Consider the following 18,503-nt stretch of genomic DNA (forward strand, 5'->3'; position numbering starts at 1 on the left):
CCTCAAAACCTCGGAATGTCCGGAAATGCCACCTGCCCCCGGTGCACATGCATGCGCCCAAGCTCGGCGCAACGGCGCAGTTGCGGGAAGACTTTTCCCGGGTTGAGCAGATGGTTGGGGTCGAAGGCGCATTTGACGCGCATCTGCTGGTCGAGATCGACCTGGTTGAACATTTCCGGCATCAGATCGCGCTTCTCGACCCCAACCCCATGTTCGCCTGTCAGCACGCCGCCGACCTTGACGCAGAGGCGCAATATATCGGCGCCAAAACTTTCGGCCTTGTCGAGTTCGCCGGGAACATTGGCATCGTAGAGGATCAGCGGATGCAGATTGCCGTCGCCGGCGTGGAAGACATTGGCGACGCCGAGACCGTATTTTTCCGACAACTCGCGCATGCCGGCGAGCACGCGCGGCAATTCCTTGCGCGGGATGGTGCCGTCCATGCAGTAGTAGTCGGGCGAGATCCGGCCGACCGCCGGGAAGGCCGCCTTGCGGCCGGCCCAGAAGCTCAGCCGCTCCTGCTCGGATTGCGAGATGCGGCAGGTGGTCGAGCCGTTGCTTATGGCGATCGCCTCGACAGCGGTGATGAGGTGATCGACCTCGACGCCCGGCCCGTCGAGCTCGACGATCAGCAACGCCTCGACATCGAGGGGATAGCCGGCATGGACGAAATCCTCAGCGGCATGGATCGCCGGCCGGTCCATCATTTCCATGCCGCCGGGGATGATGCCGGCGCCGATAATGTCGGCGACGCACTGGCCGCCCTGCTCGCTGGTCGGAAAGCCGATCAGCAGCGCGCGCGCCGTTTCCGGCTTCTTCAGGATGCGCACCGTAACCTCGGTGACGACGCCGAGCAGGCCTTCCGAACCGGTCATCACGCCAAGCAGATCGTAGCCTTCGGCGTCGAGATGGCTGCCGCCGAGCCGCACCACCTCGCCATTCATCAGCACCATCTCGATGCCGAGCACATTGTTGGCGGTGAGGCCGTATTTCAGGCAGTGCACGCCGCCGGAATTCTCCGCGACATTGCCGCCGATCGAGCAGGCGATCTGGGAGGATGGATCGGGGGCGTAGTAAAAGCCCTCCTGCTCGACGGCGGTGGTGATGCCGAGATTGGTGACGCCCGGCTGGGCGACGACGATGCGATTTGGAAAATCGATCGCCAGGATGCGGTTGAAGCGGCTCATCACCAGAAGCACCGCGTCTTCCAGCGGCAGCGCACCACCCGACAGCGAGGTGCCGGAACCGCGCGGCACGACGCGGATGTTGCGGTCGTTGCAGTATTTCAGCACCCGGGAGACCTGCGCCACCGTCTCGGGCAGAACGACGACCAGCGGCAATTGCCGATAGGCGGTCAGGCCATCGCTCTCGAAGGCACGCATGGCGTTGGCGGCGTCGACCACGCCCTCGCCCGGCACGATGATGCGCATGTCGGCGACGATCTCTTCGCGCCGACGCATCGTGGCGTCGTCTGGTTTCGGCATGGCCAGGCCGGACATCAGCAGCCTCATTTTGCTTCACTGGTCAAAATCTTTTACCAGTGAAGCGCGCTGCTTGCAAATGCCGCGGTGATGGGAGGCGCCCGCGTCGGGCCGGGACAGGTTTCCGCAGCGGCAATCTGCCGCTATTCGCCCGGGTGCTTGGCCGGCTCGGAATGCATCCGCCGCACGCGGCGCACGCCCCACCAGACCAGCAGGATGGCGACCGGCACCGAGGCGGCGGTGACGACTTCCGGCGCGAAAGCATGGCCGAAGATCGAGGCGCCCTTGGCGACATAACCGATGAGCCCGACGACGTAGTAGGAGACGGCGGCGACCGAGAGGCCCTCGACGGTCTGCTGCAGGCGCAGTTGCAGCCGGGCGCGGTTGTTCATCGAGGCGAGCAGGTCACGATTCTGCTTCTCGACCTCGACATCGACCCAGGTGCGCAGCAGCGTCGTGGCGCGGGTCAGTTTGCGCGACAGATTGGCTTGCCGCTCCTCCACCGAGCGGCAGGTGCGCATGGCAGGCGCAACGCGGCGCTGCAGGAACCCACCCCAGGTGTCATAGCCGGGCACGGCCTCTTCCTCGAGCGCTTCGAGCCGCTCGACGACAATGCCGTCATAGGCGCGGCTGGCGCCGAAGCGGTAGAGGCTGGAGGCAGCGTCGGCCTCCAGTTCGGCGGCAAGTTCGGTCAGGTCGGCGAGCAAAGTCTGGCTGTCGCGGGTCTCGGCGACCTTCATTTCCAGCGTGGTCTGCGCCAGCCTGTCCTCGATGCGGCGGGCGCGGCCGGACAGGGTCAGCGCCAGCGGCAGGCCGAGCATGGCGAGCGTGCGATAGGTCTCGATGTCGATCAGCCGCTGCGACAGCGCCCCGGTACGCGCCGGCGTCAGGCCACGGTCGAGCACCAGGATGCGGGTCATGCCGTCGCCATCCTGGCGGAAATCCGTGACGATGGCTGCGTTGCCGCGCTCAACCAGCGAGTAGCACAGGCTGGTCGGGTCGAAAGCCGCAATCAGCCGCTCGCTCGTCTGCGTCCATTTGCGGATCTCCAGCCGAATGCCCGAAATGACGGTGCCCGGCGGCGAAAAGCCGTTGCCGAAGGGCGTATCCTCCTGCGCCCTGCCGCTTTCGGAAAGCGGGCCCTCCCAGAGATAGGTCGAGAACTCCGTATGCCGCTCCCAGCGCAGCGAACCCTTGCCCCACTTCATCGCATGGTGACGGGCCTGGCGATCGGGCGCGGCGATACCGAGGCGCCGCGACAGTTCAGAAAGCACGGCATGGTCGACGCCGGAGCCACCCTCGGTCATGAAGGCGAGTTGCACCAGGACGCGCGGCTTTTCGATGAGCGGATGCGGCCGGGCATGGACCTCTCCCAGCGCGCCGGGCCGGCCCTCATGCGCGGGGAAACCCATGACGCTGCCCTTGGCGCGCGGCTGGAATTCGAGATTGGACGGGTCGTCTGACACGGCTTGCCCCCCGGGGTTCTCTAGACCCTCTTTCTCTGACCTTTTGGCAGTCGCGTCCCTCTAGAGCCAATAGGCTGACGACGCAAACAGCAAAGTTTAGCCGAAGATGATATTGCGCCGGGCGGCGAAACCGACACGCTTCGACCAATTGGATAAATAATTTGACCAGTTGGCGACGCAGGCTTTATCCTGCGCGACACCGGTTCAATTCCCAGGCACAGCTGTTGAGCGATATTTTTTCCCGGATCGAGCATTCGCGCACCGCCGACGAGGTGGTGCAGCAGATCGAAAGCCTCATCCTCGAAGGCGTGCTGCGCACCGGCGACCGGCTGCCGGGCGAGCGCGAGCTGGCACGCCAGTTCGACGTATCGCGGCCGATCCTGCGCGACGCGCTGAAGGCGCTGGAAGGGCGCGGGCTGCTGACGACCAAGGCCGGCGGCGGCACGCATGTCGCCGACATCATCGGCCAGCTGTTCACCAAGCCGGTGGCCGACCTGATCTCGACGCATCGCAAGGCGGTGACCGATTATCTGGAATATCGCCGCGAGATCGAAGGCATAGCCGCCGAATATGCGGCGCGGCGCGCCACCCCCGAGGATCTGGCGCTGCTCGACCGCATCATGGCGCGCATGGACGAGGCGCATCGCACCGGCGATTTCGACGACGAGGCCGAGATCGACGTCGAGTTCCACCAAGCGATCTGCGAATGCGCGCACAACATCCTGCTCTTGCACACGCTGCGTTCCTGCTACCGGCTTTTGTCGGAAGGCGTCTTCCAGAACCGGCTGCTGGTCTTCACCGTGCCTGGCGCGCGCGAGGCGCTGCTGGCGCAGCACAAGGCAATCCACGCCGCGGTCAAGGCCGGCGATCCCCACGCTGCCCGGCACGCGGCAATGGACCACATGACCTATGTCGAGCGGTCGATGGCCGAAGCCGAGCGTAGCGGCGACTGGCAACGCGTGTCACGGCTGCGGTTGCGGCAGCGTTCGGAAGCCGGCGACACCGAACCGGCGCGCAGGCGCTCCTAGTAGTACGATCAAGCAGGGACATCATGAGCGACATTCTCACCATCGCGGACCTCAAGGATCTCGCCCGCCGGCGCGTGCCCAAGATGTTCTTCGACTATGCCGATTCCGGCGCCTGGACCGAGAGCACCTATCGGGCCAACGAGCAGGACTTCCAGAAGATCAAGTTCCGCCAGCGCGTGATGGTCGACATGAGCAACCGCTCACTGGAATCGACCATGATCGGCCAGAAAGTGTCGATGCCGGTGGCGCTGGCGCCGACCGGCCTGACCGGCATGCAGCATGCCGATGGCGAGATGCTAGCGGCACAGGCGGCCGAGGAATTCGGCGTGCCTTTCACCCTGTCGACGATGAGCATCTGCTCGATCGAAGATGTCGCCTCGGCGACGACGAAACCGTTCTGGTTCCAGCTCTATGTGCTGCGCGACAAGGATTTCGTGCTCGATTTGATCGATCGGGCAAAAGCGGCGAAATGCTCGGCGCTGGTGCTGACGCTCGACCTGCAGATCCTCGGCCAGCGCCACAAGGATGTGCGCAACGGGCTTTCGGCGCCGCCCAAGATGACGCTGGCCAACATCATTGACCTGGCCAGCAAGCCGCGCTGGTGCCTGGGTATCGCCGGCACCAAGCGCCGCACCTTCCGCAACATCGTCGGCCACGCCAAGGGTGTCGGTGACGTCTCTTCACTGTCGTCCTGGACAAACGAGCAGTTCGACCCGCAGCTGTCGTGGAAAGATGTCGCCTGGATCAAGGAACGCTGGGGCGGCAAGCTGATCCTGAAAGGCATCCTCGACAAGGAGGACGCGCTGATGGCGGCCAAGACCGGCGCCGACGCGATCGTGGTTTCCAACCATGGCGGGCGCCAGCTCGACGGCGCATCGTCCTCGATCATGGCGCTGGAAGAAATCGCGGACGCGGTCGGCGACAAGATCGAGGTGCATATGGACGGCGGCATCCGCTCCGGCCAGGACGTGCTGAAAGCGCTCTGTCTCGGCGCCAAGGGCACCTATATCGGCCGGCCATTCCTTTACGGCCTGGGCGCGCTCGGCAAGGAAGGGGTTACCAAAGCGTTGGAAATCATCCGCAAGGAGATGGACATCACGCTGGCTCTGTGCGGAAAGCGTCTGGTCACCGACATGGGCAAGGATCAGCTCCGGCGCTAGGGTCCGGTGACAGCCTGACCACGGAGACCACGAGGCGTTGGCGGAACCCGGCATCCATTTTCTCGACGCGCATGGGCCGGAAGGTGTGCGTCTTTACGCCATCGGCGACGTGCATGGCCGGCTCGACCTGCTGGCAGCCATGCACCAGCGGATCGAGAGCGAGCTGGAGTGGAAACCGGTTCGCGACTGGCGGGTGATCCATCTCGGCGACTATGTCGACCGCGGACCGGATTCCAAGGGCGTCATCGATTTCCTGATCGCGGCGCGCGAACGCGATCCTCGCCATCTGATGCTCGCCGGCAACCACGACATCGGCTTTCTCGATTTTCTCAGGACCCCCGAGCCGGAAGGGCTTTTCATGCGCTATGGCGGCGTCCAGACGGCGCTGTCCTATGGCGTGTCGCTGACTGCTGACGCCAGCTGGTTCGGCAAGATGGAGACGATGAGACGCGGACATCAGGCCCTGCTTGAGGCGATGCCGCCGGGCCATGTCGATTTCCTGCGATCGCTGCCGTTCTCGCTAACGTTCGGCGACTTCTTCTTCTGCCATGCCGGCATCAGGCCGGGCATTCCGCTGGACAAGCAGAATCCGCAGGACCTGATCTGGATCCGCGACGTTTTCCACGATCACACCGGCCTGTTCCCGAAGATTGTGGTGCACGGCCACACACCTGTCCCCGAGGCCGAAGTGATGGCCAACCGCGTCAATGTCGACACGCTTGCCTGGCAATCAGGCATGCTGACCGCCCTCGTCGTCGACGGGGCGGACAAACGCATCCTGGAAATGGCTATGAAGGGAGCTTGAGCCCAGCCGCGTCGCAGGGATGCGTCGCGAGCGGGCCGGCTTTTCTAGCGAAGCGAGGCGGTGACGCCGTAGCCGTCGACGGCGTTGTGGTTGTTGGCGGCATCGGCGGAATAGATGCCGAGACCGCACAGCACGATGGCGGACAACATGGCAAAGGACAGAAGAGCTGCTTTCACGGACGTCATCTCTTGTTGAGCTTCCTGCATCTGTGCACCAGGCGGTTACCAATGCGTTGAAACGGAGAATTCGCTTCAAAGTTTCGACGATTTCGCGCTTCTAAGCGCGTTCTGTATCGGAGGTGTGTCGCACGGGTCACACAAAAGGTTCATCCCGGTTGCACAGCCGATGCAGAGCGCGCGCCTTCTAGGATGGCGGTCTGACACAAGCCAAGGATGAAAGGGGTTTTCCCCAGCCGGTTTCACGGCTGCGTGCCAATTATGTCACGTATGTCACGCGAGGCACGAGGGCAGGCTCTTAGATCGTGGCTACCCAGGCGCGGGCAATCGCCATACCGGCGGCATCGGCGTCGGGTCCGTTAAGGGCCATTTCGCCATCGAGCCTCTCGGCCCAATCGGGATGCCGCGAAGCGATTGTCGACGCGAAGGAGGTACTCCAGTCCTTCACCATCGGCCGGTCGGCCTCGAAATGGAACTGGAAACCATAGATAGCGCGGCCGACACGGAACGCCTGGTTGTCGGCGACTTCGTTGCCGGCCAGCCGCACGGCGTTATGCGGCAGATCGAACGTGTCGTCGTGCCACTGGAAGATCGGGAACATTTCCGGCAGTTCAGCCAATACCGGATCGGCCCTGGCGTCTGGCGTCAGCGACACGCCGCACCAACCGAATTCATTGGCGCCGCCGATGCGGTTCTCGCCGCCGAAGGCGCGGGCGACGAGCTGGCTGCCAAGGCAGATGCCGAGCACGGCGCGATCCTTGCCGGCGAAATCGCGGGTGAGTTCGAGCAGTGCTGGGAAATAGGGATACTCATCATCGGCCAGCGCATTCTGGCCGCCGCCGAGCACCACCATCGCATCATGCTCCGTGGCGTCGTCCGGCAGCGGATCACCCTTGTAAGGGAGACGCACGTCGAGATCGGCGCCGGCTTCAGCAAGTGCGGCACCGACCTGGCCGAGGCCGGTATTGTCGTAGTTCTGAACCACCAGCACCCGCATCGCAAAACCCTGCTGACATGAAAATGATGCCAGGAGCGATATCATGCCGCCCGCGTTGCAGCCAAGATCGTATTCTGGGAGAGAACTATGCCACTGCAGAACCGGGTCGATCCGTTCGGCACCATCCACGCCGTGCCCGAGCGCGGACTGTTCACCGGCAATCGCGGCATCATCCACGATCCCGCGACCAAGACGTTGCTGAAGAAGCGCTGGGCGCTTCAGGCCTGGATCATCTGCATATGCCAATTCCGCAATGTGCGGCGCGAGCCGATGGGCAAAAACCGTCCTGGTGGCAAGGCCGGCTGGACCGAGCTGTTCTTCCTCGACGAGGTGACGGCGCTTTCCGCCGGTCATCGGCCGTGCTTCTTTTGCCAGCGCGAACGGGCCAGGGATTTTGTCGGCCGCTTCGGCGAAGCCTTTGGCATTGCCGAACCCCGTGCGCCACAAGTCGACAAAAGGCTGCACAAGGAGCGGCTGGCGTCGAGTGGCAAACGCCCTGCTGTGGCGATGCATGAGCTGTCCAGCCTGCCCGACGGCGCGGTGGTCGCCACCGGCGGCAACGCCTATGCCTTGCGTCACGGCAAGGCGTTGCGTTGGTCCTTCGCCGGATATGGCCCACCCGCCGGCCTTGGCCAACTGGAAGACAAGGCGCTTATGCTGCTGACCCCGCAGACAACGCTTGCCGTCCTGCGGCATGGCTTTCGACCGGTTTGGCATCCGTCGGCCGAGGCTTGACGCCAGCCGCCGGCTCGCTCATTCCTCGGCCATGCGCGCCAATTACAAGATGCAACGTCTGTTCGTGCCTGACGACCTTGGGCCGGATGCCGAGTTCGACATCGACCAGCAGCAGAGCCATTATCTCATGCATGTGCTGCGGCTTGGCGAAGGCGCCGAAATCCTGCTGTTCAATGGCCGCGACGGCGAATGGTCGGCGGCCATCGCGGCGAAGTCGAAGAAAGCGGTCAGACTCAGGGTGCGGACCTTGCACCGGCCACAGCCACCACTGCCCGACCTCATCTATTGTTTCGCACCGCTGAAGCAGGGCCGGCTCGACTATCTCGTGCAGAAAGCGGTCGAGATGGGCGCCGGCGTCCTGCAGCCTGTCATCACGCAGCACACGCAAGTGGCCAAGCCGTCCATCGATCGGCTGCGTGCCAATGTCGTCGAGGCCGCCGAGCAATGCGGCATCCTGGCGGTTCCGGAAGTACGCGAAGCAGAAAAGTTCGAACGCCTGCTGACCGGCTGGGACAAGGAGCGGCGGCTCGTCTTTTGCGACGAGGACGCCTCGACCAACAATCCGCTACCGGCCTTGCAGGCCGTAAAGGAGAAGAAGCTCGCGCTGCTGGTCGGGCCGGAGGGCGGCTTTTCCGACGATGAACGCAAGATGCTGCGCGCCCTGCCCTTCGTGACCGCCATTCCGCTCGGTCCGCGCATCCTGCGCGCCGACACGGCGGCGGTGGCCGCACTTGCGGTGATGCAGGCAACTGTCGGAGACTGGTAGGACGTCATGTCGTGCAAGAGGCCGCCCGGATCGTGGCCTTCAATTCCCCTTGACCTGTGGCTCAGGATTTTTCGCTTGATCGGCTACTGACATTTCGTCCATTTACCGCCGGCGGTCGCCCGACCGCCTCTGAGGGCTGAACCATGGCGCGCGACACAACCGATTTCCGGCCGATCGAAGGCGTCGACGAACTCGTCGACCACCTGGCCGAGGGCAACAAGCCGCGCGACAAGTGGCGCATCGGCACCGAGCACGAGAAATTCCCCTTCTATGTCGATGGCAACGCGCCGGTGCCCTATGGCGGCGAGCGCGGCATCCGCGCCATCCTCGAAGGCATGCAGTCAAAGCTTGGCTGGGATCCGATCATCGACGACGGCCGCATCATCGGCCTAGTCGAACCGACAGGCCAGGGCGCGATTTCGCTGGAGCCCGGCGGCCAGTTCGAGCTTTCCGGCGCGCCGCTGGAGACCATCCACCAGACCTGCCGCGAGGGCAATGCGCATCTGGCGCAGGTGCGCGAGATCGCCGAGCCGATGGGCATCCGCTTCCTCGGGCTCGGCGGCAGCCCGAAATGGTCGCTGGCCGAAACGCCGAAAATGCCGAAGTCGCGCTATGAGATCATGACGCGTTACATGCCCAAGGTCGGCACCAAGGGCCTCGACATGATGTACCGTACCTGTACGATCCAGGTGAATCTGGACTTCGAGAGCGAGGCTGACATGCGCCGCAAGATGCAGGTGTCGCTGAAGCTGCAGCCACTGTCGACGGCGCTGTTCGCCAACTCGCCCTTCACCGAAAGCCGGCCGAACGGCTTGCAGAGCTGGCGCGGCGACATCTGGCGCGACACCGACAACCAGCGCTCGGGCCTGCTCGAATTCTGCTTCTCGCCCGATTTCGGTTTCGCCGACTATGTCGAATGGGCGCTCGACGTGCCGATGTATTTCGTCATCCGTGACGGCCGCTATCACGATATGACGCGCATCACCTTCCGCCAGTTCATGGCCGGTGCCGCGCGAAACGAAGTGCCGGACGGCCTGCCGACCATGGGCGACTGGGCGAACCACCTGTCGACGCTGTTCCCCGACGTGCGGCTGAAGCGTTTCCTCGAAATGCGTGGCGCCGATGGCGGCCCGTGGCGGCGCATCTGCGCGCTGCCGGCCTTCTGGGTCGGACTGCTCTATGACGAGGCGGCACTCGATGCGGCCGAGGCGTTGACCGCGAGCTGGACCTACAAGGAAGTGCTGGCGATGCGTAACGCCGTGCCCGAGCTCGGCATTGCCGCGCCCTTCCGCAACGCCACGCTGCGCGAGATGGCGCGCGATGTGCTGGCCATTTCGCGCACCGGGCTGAAGAACCGCGGCAAGAAAAACCGCGACGGCTACGACGAAACCTCGTTCCTCAACACTTTGGACGAGGTGGTCGCGCGCGGCACGACCAGCGCCGAGGAGATGCTTTCAGCCTACCACACGCGCTGGGGCGGCTCGATCGAACCGGTGTTCATGGAATACGCCTATTAACCGCGCGCGTTAGGCAGCGGCAAAAGCCGCTTCAATCGAGCATTGAAACGAATTAGGCTCTCTTCCGAGGAATTCAGGAGGAGAAGCCGATGCCTACCTTGTTCGACATGCTGGCGCAGGCCCAGAACGGCAACGGCATGCAGGCCCTTGCCCAGCAATATGGGCTTTCGATGCAGCAGACACAGGCAGCGGTCGCCGCCCTGCTGCCGGCCTTTTCGCAAGGGTTGCAACGCAACACCGCCGATCCTTACGGGCTCGGCGCCTTCATGACGGCGATGGCAAGCGGCCAGCACGCCAAATATTTCGAGGACGCGACGCGCGCCTTCTCGCCGCAAGGCGTCGACGAAGGCAACGGCATTCTCGGGCATCTGTTCGGCTCGAAGGACCTGTCGCGCGCCGTCGCCAGCCAAGCGGCGCAGGCGAGCGGCGTCAGCCAGCAGATCCTGCAGCAAATGCTGCCGGCGATCGCCTCGATGGTGATGGGCGGACTGTTCAAGCAAACGACAAGTCAGATGCAGGCCGCAGGCGGTTTCGGCGGCGGCAACAATCCGCTCGGCGAGATCATCGAGCAGATGATGCGCCAAGGCGGCATGCAGGCGCCGGCGCCACAACAGCGCCAGGCACCTCAGCCCCAGAACCCGATGGACAACCCGCTCGGCAAGGTCTTGCAGGACATGTTCGGCGGCAGCGCACCGCAACCGCAGCCGCAGCCGGCACCCAATCCCTATGGCGACAATCCGTTGGGGAAGGTGCTGCAGGACATGTTCGGTGGCGGTACCCCGCAACCGCAAGGCCGGGCGCAGCCGCAGCAGACGCAGAGCCCCTATGGCGACAACCCGCTCGGGAAAATCTTCGAGGAGATGCTGCGCGGAGGTGGTGGAGGTGGCTTCGGCATGCCTGGGGGGCAGCCGGCGCCGCAGCCGCAGGCACCGCAGCAGCGCCAAGCCCCACAGCCGCAAACCAATCCGAGCGGCCGGCCAAGAAACCCGTTCGACGATCTGTTCGGCAAGATGTTCGAGACCGGCGCCCAGCAGCGTGACGACTACCAGAAGGGCGTGGAAACGATCTTCGACCAGTTCAAGCGAGACATGGACCGTCGGTAGGCGCCAAACCTACGGCCCTTTCTGAGCAAGCCAGAAAGAAAAGCCCGGTCCTTGGGAGGACCGGGCAACGTGCAGGCAGGCCGGCGGGGAACCGGCAGGGAGTGGGGAGCCTGCATAATCCTTGGTCGCGCTGAACCTGAAAAGGTTCAGCAGGACCGAAATCAGCCGATCAGGCCACCTTGCGGGCGATGTCCTCGATCGTTTCGACGCGATCGCTGGCGATTTCGCGCAGGATCGCGGTCGGGTCGCGGCCGAATGGCACGTCGATGGCGACATGCAGGTCGGCGCGCGTCAGACCGATATCGGCGAGCTCAGCGTCCGACATCTCGCCAAGGCGATAGAAGGCGCGACGGTTTTTCCAGGCGCGGTAGAAATTGAAGACGGTATTGGCCACGCGCATCGCAACGGCCGGACGCGAGGTGATGCGCGAGGTCTCGGTGGCGAAATCGATCGTGGTCATGTCGGTCTCCTTCAGTCTCGAACAGACAAAGCCAAGCAGTCGGCGCTGGCGACAGCGGCCGTTCCGGCTTCGATTCACATGCCTTCATGTGGATGTCAGCAATTTGCCATCGACCGATTGATTAATCCAACGAATGTTTTTAATCTTTAGCATCAACACCAGTGATGGATCACGCCGATGAAAGCGCCGCTCGATCTCGATCAGTTGCAAACCTTCATCTCGATCGCCGATACCGGCAGCTTCACGCGGGCGGCCGAAGAGGTGCACCGGACCCAGTCGGCGGTGTCGATGCAGATGCGCCGGCTGGAGGAGCGGATCGGCAAGCCGCTGTTCGAGAAGGAGGGGCGCTCCAACAGGCTGACGGAGGAAGGCGACAAGCTGCTCTCCTATGCAAGACGGCTGCTCTACCTCAACCGCGAAACGCTCGCCGCCTTCGACGACCAGCGGCTCGAAGGCACGATCCGCATCGGCACACCGGACGATTATGCCGACCGTTTCCTGCCCGAGATCATGGCGCGCTTCACGCGCTCCAACCCGCGCGTCGAGCTGACAGTCATCTGCGAGCCGACACCGGGACTGGTCGAGCACATCAAGCGCGGCAATCTCGACCTGGCGCTGGTGACGCACAATGATGTGCGCGGCCAGTCGGAGGTGGTGCGGCGCGAGCCGCTGCTGTGGGTCACCTCGGCCAATCATGCGACGCATGAACAGGAAACGCTGCCGATGGCCTTTGGCCGCCCCAACTGCATCTGGCGGCGCGCCGCCGTCGATGTGCTGGACCAGCAGAACCGCGACTATCGCATCCTGTTCACCAGCTTCTCGGCGACCGTCATCACCGCCGCCGTGCTATCGGGCCTGGCGATCTCGGTGCTGCCGGAATGCGCGCTCAGGCCCGGCATGCGGGTGCTGGGCGAAGCCGACGGCTTCGGCGCCCTGCCAGACTGCCGCATCGGCATCATGCGTGGCCAAACCTCGCGGCCTGAAATCGTCGATGCGCTCGCCCGCCACATCTCGGAGAGCCTGGACAACATCTCGGTGCCGCTCGTCGAAGAGGCCGGGACGTTCGATTTCGCCGCACTTGCCTACGCCAAGATCAGGCGGACCAAGGCAAACCAGATCCTGCCGGGCTGGTAGGACGGCTCTCAGGCACGGGCAGTGGCTTGACCGCCCTGCTCGCCGGGCAAAGCCAGACCCGGCAAGCCAAGCAACTGAACCGGCTCCAGCGGCGGCGACAGCAGGTAGCCTTGCAGTTGATGGCAACCCATGCCGACGAGCAATGCCTTTTGCTGCTCGGTCTCGACGCCTTCCGCGGTGACATCGACGTTAAGCGCGATTGCAAGGTCGATCAGCGCCTTGACGATTGCCGTCGAATTGCCCTCGGTGCCGAGCAGGCGCACGAACGAACGGTCGATCTTGAGCTTGTCGATGGCGTGACGCCGCAGATAGCTCAGCGACGAATAACCGGTGCCGAAATCATCGAGCACGATGCCGATGCCGGCCTGGCGCAGAGCCACCAGGGCCGCCGCGGTCATATCGTTGTTTTCCAGGAGGACGTTTTCGGTGATCTCAAGCTGCAGACGTGTCGGCGCAAGGCCTGTCTCGGCAAGGATCGCAGCGACCATTGTGGGAAAGCCGGCATCGCGCAGCTGCAGCGGCGACACATTGACCGCCACCCATGGCAGCGCCGATCGAACGGCGAACCGGCAGGCTTCCAGCAGCACCCATTTCCCGAGTTCGCCTATCAGGCCGCGTTCCTCGGCGATGGCGATGAACTGCGCCGCCGGTAGGGCGCCATGGACTTCGTGGCTCCAGCGGATCAATGCCTCCGCGCCAAGGATCGCCCTGCCGTCAACGGCAAACACAGGCTGATAGTTGAGCTTGATGCCCGTGCCACCGATCAGCGCCTTGCGCAGTTCGCTTTCGACCTTGCGCTTGCGCAGCAGCAGATCGTCCATGTCGCCGGCAAAGACCTGGTAGCGGCCGCGGCCATTTTTCTTGGCTTCGTAGAGCGCGATGTCGGCCTTGCGCAGCAGATCGTCGGCGTCGGCCTCGGGACCTGTCGACACGGCGATGCCGATGCTGGCACTGACAAAGACCTGATCGTCCATCAGTTTGAACGGTTCCCGCAACCGCTGCTGAAGCAGCTCCGATACATCCTCGGCATCACGCACGCCGCGGATGTCGACGAGAATGACGGCGAACTCATCGCCGCCAAGCCGCGCCACGGTGTCGACGTCGCGAATGGTCCGTTGCAGCCTGGCCGCGGTCTGGCGCACCAGTTCGTCGCCGGCCGGATGACCGAGCGTATCGTTGACATGTTTGAAGCGGTCGATATCGAGATAGAGTAGCGCCACCTTGGCGGCATCATGGCCGGCAGTCAGCAAGGCGCGGCGCAGCCGGTCCTCGAACAGCGCTCGGTTGGGCAAGCCTGTAAGCGTATCATGAAAGGCAAGATACTGGGCTTCGTTGCGGCTGGTCTGCAGCGCCGTGGATGCGCGACGCAGACGCCGCAGTAGAAATGCCAGCACGCTCGCCGCAAGGAGCATCGCGGCGATCAAGGCTGGGCCGGCCTTGCGCATCAGCGTCAGGCCGGGGCGCTCCTGATCCCAAGCGATATAGCCCAGGATAACCCCACGCGAGTCGAGCAGCGGGATGGCGGCCGAGCCAGTCGGCTGCGACAACGACAGGAGATGCGCGCCGTCCAGCAGATATTTTCGGGCGATCTTGTCGATAACGGTGTCGTTGATGAACTCGACGGAAACATACAGATATTCGCTGCCCCGCGCTTGGGTGACGCGGTCGGAGCTCGGTATCAACGGCATGACGCTGAGGATGGCCGGCTTGCCGCCGAGCGATATCAGATCCTCCGCAACCATCTTGACCGGGCCGCCGGCCACAGTCTCGTCCGGTGGCCGGTCGATCAGGCCACGCAGCTTTTCGACGGTGGATCGCAAGGCAGTTTCGTCCTCGGCATAGAGGTCCGGCGCCACCACCTTGCCCTCACGCATGGCGTGGATGGGACGGTTGGCCTCATCCAGCACGTAGACGCGGTTGTGGCCGTAGTAGGAGTACATCCAGACGCTGAGGTTTTCGGCCATCCACGTCTGATTGCCTGATTTGGCATTTATGACGGAATCGTCCCAGACCGAGACACTTTCCTGCTCTCGCTCAACGGCAGCGATCTGGTCCTGCAAGCCATTGGCGAAGAATATCTTTTGGCGCTCAAGCGAAACGTGATCAGCCTGCACGGCGGCGTAGAACCCAAATCCTACGACCATGACGAACGAGAAAGCGGCAAGCGCCAGCACGGTCAGCGTGACCTGATACGTCAATGGGCTCCGATGTGCGCGTGTGCTCATGCGTCCTTGGCCAGCTGCTTCGGGCGCCAGTCAACTAAAATAGGCTTAAGATCGCGATAAGATCGCGCTATGACATGCGGGCCGACACCGGCGCCTTGACGCGAGGCGCCAACCAGCCCCCAATCGGCCGATGAGCGAAGCAGCATCCGAATCACGCACCAACGCCACCGAATACACGGTGAGCGAGATTTCCGGCGCACTGAAGCGCACGGTCGAGGACGTCTTCGGCAATGTGCGGGTGCGCGGCGAAATCTCGGGCTATCGCGGGCCGCATTCCTCCGGCCATGCCTATTTCGCGCTGAAGGACGACCGTGCCCGGCTCGACGCCGTGGTGTGGAAAGGCACGATGAGCCGGTTGAAATTCCGCCCCGAGGAAGGGATGGAGGTGATCGCCACCGGCAAGCTCACCACCTATCCCGGCAAATCCAACTACCAGATCGTGATCGACAATCTGGAGCCGGCCGGCGCCGGCGCGCTGATGGCGCTGCTGGAAGAGCGCAAACGCCGGCTGCAGGCCGAGGGGCTTTTCGACGCCGGTCGCAAACGCCGGCTGCCCTTCATGCCGCGCGTCATCGGCGTCGTCACCTCGCCGACCGGGTCCGTCATCCGAGACATCATCCACCGCATCAAGGACCGCTTTCCGCTGCATGTGCTGGTCTGGCCGGTGCGCGTTCAGGGCGAGACTTCGGGCGTGGAAGTGACCAATGCCGTCAACGGCTTCAACGCGCTGGCCTGGGATGGCTCCATCCAGCGCCCCGATCTCCTGATCGTCGCGCGCGGCGGCGGCAGCCTCGAGGACCTCTGGGGCTTCAACGACGAGGCGCTGGCCCGCGCCGTTGCGGCCTCCGGCATTCCGGTGATTTCCGCTGTCGGCCACGAAACCGACTGGACATTGATCGACCTCGTCGCCGATGTGCGGGCGCCGACGCCGACGGGCGCCGCCGAAATCGCCGTGCCGGTGAAGGCCGACCTCGAAGCGACGCTGGCCAGCCTTGGCGCACGGCTCAAGGCGGCGGCGTTGCGCAATTTCGAACGCAAGCGGCAGGCCGCCCGCGCGGCGGCGCGGGCCCTGCCCTCGCCCGACCAATTGCTGGCGCTGCCGCGCCGGCGCCTCGACGAGGCGACATCAAGGCTCGGCCGTGGCCTGTCCGTCAGCGTCGATCGCAAGCGGGCGCGTCTCCAGGGCCAGAGGCTGACTCCGGCCACGCTGTCGCGGCGCATCAACGAGGCGCGCACGCTGACCGGGCGTGACCTTGCCCGCGCGCAGGCGGCGTTCTTCGCCATTGTGCGCGAACGGCGCGCGCGCTTCGCGCGCACCGCGACGCGGCTTTCGCCGGCTCCGATCGCGCGCAGGCAGAAACTGCAGGCCGACACGCTGGCGGCGCTCGCCAGGCGGCAGGATCGGGTCATTTCGCTGCGGCTCGAGCGCCTGCGCGGCCAGTTGAGCCAGGCCGAACGCCTCTTGACCACGCTTTCGCACAAGGCCGTGCTCGCGCGCGGCTTCGCGCTGGTGAAGGATGCCGACGGCGCCGTCATCAAGCAGGCGGCTGACGTGGCATCGGGGATGGCGCTTTCGCTGGAGTTTGCCGACGGCACGGCGGACGCGGTGGCAACCAGCGGTGCGGCGCGCCCAAAGCCGGCAGCCAAGCCATCAACAAAGGCCAAAGAACCCGGAAATCAGGGATCGCTGTTCTGATCATGACCGATAATCCCCACCATCTGGCAACGCCCAGTGGCAAGCCGCGCGTGCGCAGCTTCGGCATCGGTTTCGACGGAACGCCCGGACCGTTCAATGCAATCACCGACGTGCCCGGTGTCGCGGTCGGCTATGCGACGCTGATTTCAGGCGACGGGCCGCTCGTCGTCGGCAAGGGGCCGGTGCGCACCGGTGTCACGGCGATCCTGCCCAGACCGCGCGCCGACCTGGCTACACCAGTCTTCGCCGGCATCTTCAGCCAGAACGGCAATGGTGAGTTGACCGGCTCGCACATCATCGAGGAAACCGGCGCTTTCAACTTCCCCATCACCATCACCAACACGCATTCCTGCGGTGTTTCGCGTGACGGCACGCTGCGCTGGATGCAACGCGTACTGCCCACCGCGCTCGACAGCGCCTGGGGCCTGCCGGTGGCCGCGGAAACCTATGACGGGTTTCTCAACGACATCAATGGCCACCATTTGACATCAGAGCACGTCGCCCAGGCACTCGATGACGCAAACGGCGGCCCGATCGAGGAAGGCAGCGTCGGCGGCGGCACCGGCATGATCACTTTCGGCTTCAAGGCCGGCTCGGGCACGGCGTCGCGCATCATAGGGTGGCAGGGAAATTCCTACACGGTCGGCGCCTTCGTGCAGTCGAATTTCGGCAAGCGGCGCAATTTCACCCTTCGTGGCCTGCGCGCCGGATCCGAACTCGCGGAGCCCGCGATCCGCGAAGGCACGCCACGCGCCGAAAAGGGTTCGATCATCGCCGTTGTCGCCACCGATGCGCCGTTCCTGCCGCACCAGATGAAGCGGCTGGCACGCCGGGTGCCGCTGGGCGTCGCCATGACCGGCGGCTTCGGCTATCACAGCTCAGGTGACATCTTTCTCGCCTTCTCGACAGCCAATCCTGCCGCCGCACTTGCGCCGTCGGGCCGTATCGCCACGGCCGATTTCATTCCCGATACAGACATCGATCCATTCTTCGATGCGGTGATCCAGACGGTGGAGGAATCGATCCTCAACGCCCTGGCCGCCAATGACGACATGACCGGGCGCGACGGCAATTTCGTGCCGGCGCTGCCGAAGGCGTGGCTGAAAGAAGAATTTGGGCTGATAGAAAAGTTCGACTGAAACGAAAACGCGGGCCAAAAGGCCCGCGCATTCAGACAAACAGAAAGTTCAGGGTAAAATCTATTCCGCGGCCTTGCTGGCCGCCTGCTGGTTCTCGTCGGCCTCGGCGGCTTCCTCGAGCCGGGAGGCAATGAGCTCCTGGATGTCGCCGACTTCTTCCTGGATATCCTCCAGGGGAATACCGACTTCCGCAGCCTTGGCGGCACATTCCCTGGCCAAGGTCTCGGCCTGCTTGTCGATCCTGGCCTGGGACTGGCAATGGACCTTTTCGCCGATCCATCCCCGCAAGAACTCGATCGCGTGTTCACTCATACTGCTGTTCCCTGGCGGCAAAGCCGGTTGGTAATCATAAACGTCGGCATCCCGCAAAGGATGCATGCTCCCATTCCAGCCGAGTCGCGGCGAGCCGGCAAGTCAATGCCGTGCAGGGTCCACAGAGCCGAAGGAAATCGAGGGTTCAAGCACATTTCTGATTCTGGAGGGTTGCTTCCGTGAGCTGGATCAACCCAGCTTCGCGCCACTGTTTCTATTTGCTTTTCCGGTTTTCCAGCCGATTTTTGGTCACAAACGATGGCGCAATGCGTAACACATTTTTACAGTCGCTCCGGACGGCTG

17 protein-coding genes are annotated in these 18,503 nt (G+C 64.0%); 10 read left to right on the top strand and 7 right to left on the bottom strand.

Annotated features, from left to right (window positions below; genetic code table 11):
- Positions 1-2: 2 nt before the first annotated feature.
- On the bottom strand, positions 3-1,499 hold the full coding sequence (locus AB4Z43_RS22520; protein ID WP_027047180.1) for an FAD-linked oxidase C-terminal domain-containing protein: 1,497 nt from the start codon (positions 1,497-1,499) through the stop codon (positions 3-5).
- 125 nt (positions 1,500-1,624) lie between these two features.
- Entirely contained in the window at positions 1,625-2,947 is a 1,323-nt protein-coding gene (locus AB4Z43_RS22525) for a DUF3422 family protein (protein ID WP_010914419.1), read from the bottom strand.
- A gap of 224 nt (positions 2,948-3,171) precedes the next feature.
- On the opposite strand from AB4Z43_RS22525, the gene AB4Z43_RS22530 reads away from it, so the two are divergent.
- The 3 genes from AB4Z43_RS22530 to AB4Z43_RS22540 are packed head-to-tail and all read left to right on the top strand — an operon-like array spanning position 3,172 to position 5,940.
- Complete coding sequence (locus AB4Z43_RS22530) at positions 3,172-3,975, top strand: FCD domain-containing protein (RefSeq protein WP_019860026.1); 804 nt, start codon at positions 3,172-3,174, stop codon at positions 3,973-3,975.
- Positions 3,976-3,998: 23 nt separating this feature from the next.
- A complete protein-coding gene (locus tag AB4Z43_RS22535) occupies positions 3,999-5,135 on the top strand; it encodes an alpha-hydroxy acid oxidase (protein WP_019860027.1) in 1,137 nt (378 codons plus the stop codon).
- A 37-nt stretch (positions 5,136-5,172) separates the two neighbouring features.
- The gene (locus AB4Z43_RS22540) at positions 5,173-5,940 is read left to right on the top strand and encodes a metallophosphoesterase family protein (RefSeq protein WP_038644895.1); all 768 of its coding nucleotides are present in this window, start codon (positions 5,173-5,175) and stop codon (positions 5,938-5,940) included.
- Between the two features lie 44 nt (positions 5,941-5,984).
- Here the strand turns inward: AB4Z43_RS22540 and AB4Z43_RS22545 are convergent, their stop codons facing one another.
- Positions 5,985-6,116, bottom strand: a complete 132-nt coding sequence (locus AB4Z43_RS22545; protein ID WP_257784452.1) for a hypothetical protein — start codon at positions 6,114-6,116, stop codon at positions 5,985-5,987.
- A 298-nt stretch (positions 6,117-6,414) separates the two neighbouring features.
- A complete protein-coding gene (locus AB4Z43_RS22550) occupies positions 6,415-7,113 on the bottom strand; it encodes a type 1 glutamine amidotransferase (protein WP_027047181.1) in 699 nt (232 codons plus the stop codon).
- Between the two features lie 87 nt (positions 7,114-7,200).
- Between AB4Z43_RS22550 and AB4Z43_RS22555 the strand changes: the two genes are divergently transcribed.
- The 4 genes from AB4Z43_RS22555 to AB4Z43_RS22570 all read left to right on the top strand — a co-directional run bounded on the left by AB4Z43_RS22555 (position 7,201) and on the right by AB4Z43_RS22570 (position 11,234).
- The gene (locus AB4Z43_RS22555; RefSeq protein WP_064986444.1) at positions 7,201-7,848 is read left to right on the top strand and encodes a hypothetical protein; all 648 of its coding nucleotides are present in this window, start codon (positions 7,201-7,203) and stop codon (positions 7,846-7,848) included.
- A gap of 31 nt (positions 7,849-7,879) precedes the next feature.
- Positions 7,880-8,614 carry a 16S rRNA (uracil(1498)-N(3))-methyltransferase gene (locus AB4Z43_RS22560; protein ID WP_202362374.1) on the top strand — a complete coding sequence of 245 codons (735 nt, stop codon included), beginning with the start codon at positions 7,880-7,882 and terminating at the stop codon, positions 8,612-8,614.
- Between the two features lie 143 nt (positions 8,615-8,757).
- A complete protein-coding gene (locus AB4Z43_RS22565; protein WP_019860032.1) occupies positions 8,758-10,131 on the top strand; it encodes a glutamate--cysteine ligase in 1,374 nt (457 codons plus the stop codon).
- A gap of 89 nt (positions 10,132-10,220) precedes the next feature.
- Entirely contained in the window at positions 10,221-11,234 is a 1,014-nt protein-coding gene (locus tag AB4Z43_RS22570; protein ID WP_019860033.1) for a DUF937 domain-containing protein, read from the top strand.
- 169 nt (positions 11,235-11,403) lie between these two features.
- On the opposite strand, the gene AB4Z43_RS22575 is transcribed toward AB4Z43_RS22570, so the two are convergent.
- Positions 11,404-11,694 (bottom strand): DUF1127 domain-containing protein, encoded by a 291-nt coding sequence (locus AB4Z43_RS22575; protein WP_019860034.1) that lies wholly within the window; start codon positions 11,692-11,694, stop codon positions 11,404-11,406.
- A gap of 177 nt (positions 11,695-11,871) precedes the next feature.
- Between AB4Z43_RS22575 and AB4Z43_RS22580 the strand changes: the two genes are divergently transcribed.
- Positions 11,872-12,828 carry a LysR substrate-binding domain-containing protein gene (locus AB4Z43_RS22580; protein ID WP_019860035.1) on the top strand — a complete coding sequence of 319 codons (957 nt, stop codon included), beginning with the start codon at positions 11,872-11,874 and terminating at the stop codon, positions 12,826-12,828.
- An 8-nt stretch (positions 12,829-12,836) separates the two neighbouring features.
- On the opposite strand, the gene AB4Z43_RS22585 is transcribed toward AB4Z43_RS22580, so the two are convergent.
- Positions 12,837-15,053, bottom strand: coding sequence for a bifunctional diguanylate cyclase/phosphodiesterase (locus AB4Z43_RS22585; protein WP_027047182.1), 2,217 nt, complete (start codon positions 15,051-15,053; stop codon positions 12,837-12,839).
- 130 nt (positions 15,054-15,183) lie between these two features.
- Between AB4Z43_RS22585 and xseA the strand changes: the two genes are divergently transcribed.
- A complete protein-coding gene (gene xseA / locus AB4Z43_RS22590) occupies positions 15,184-16,749 on the top strand; it encodes an exodeoxyribonuclease VII large subunit (RefSeq protein ID WP_038644885.1) in 1,566 nt (521 codons plus the stop codon).
- Positions 16,750-16,751: 2 nt separating this feature from the next.
- Positions 16,752-17,888: a DmpA family aminopeptidase gene (locus tag AB4Z43_RS22595; protein WP_441938982.1), complete on the top strand. Its 1,137-nt coding sequence runs from the start codon at positions 16,752-16,754 to the stop codon at positions 17,886-17,888.
- Positions 17,889-17,948: 60 nt separating this feature from the next.
- Here the strand turns inward: AB4Z43_RS22595 and AB4Z43_RS22600 are convergent, their stop codons facing one another.
- Positions 17,949-18,200, bottom strand: coding sequence for a DUF768 domain-containing protein (locus AB4Z43_RS22600; RefSeq protein WP_069091423.1), 252 nt, complete (start codon positions 18,198-18,200; stop codon positions 17,949-17,951).
- Between the last annotated feature and the right edge of the window lie 303 nt (positions 18,201-18,503).

The organism is Mesorhizobium sp. 2RAF45 (assembly GCF_052115225.1).
In the GTDB taxonomy this organism is placed as follows: Bacteria; Pseudomonadota; Alphaproteobacteria; order Rhizobiales; family Rhizobiaceae; genus Mesorhizobium; species Mesorhizobium jarvisii.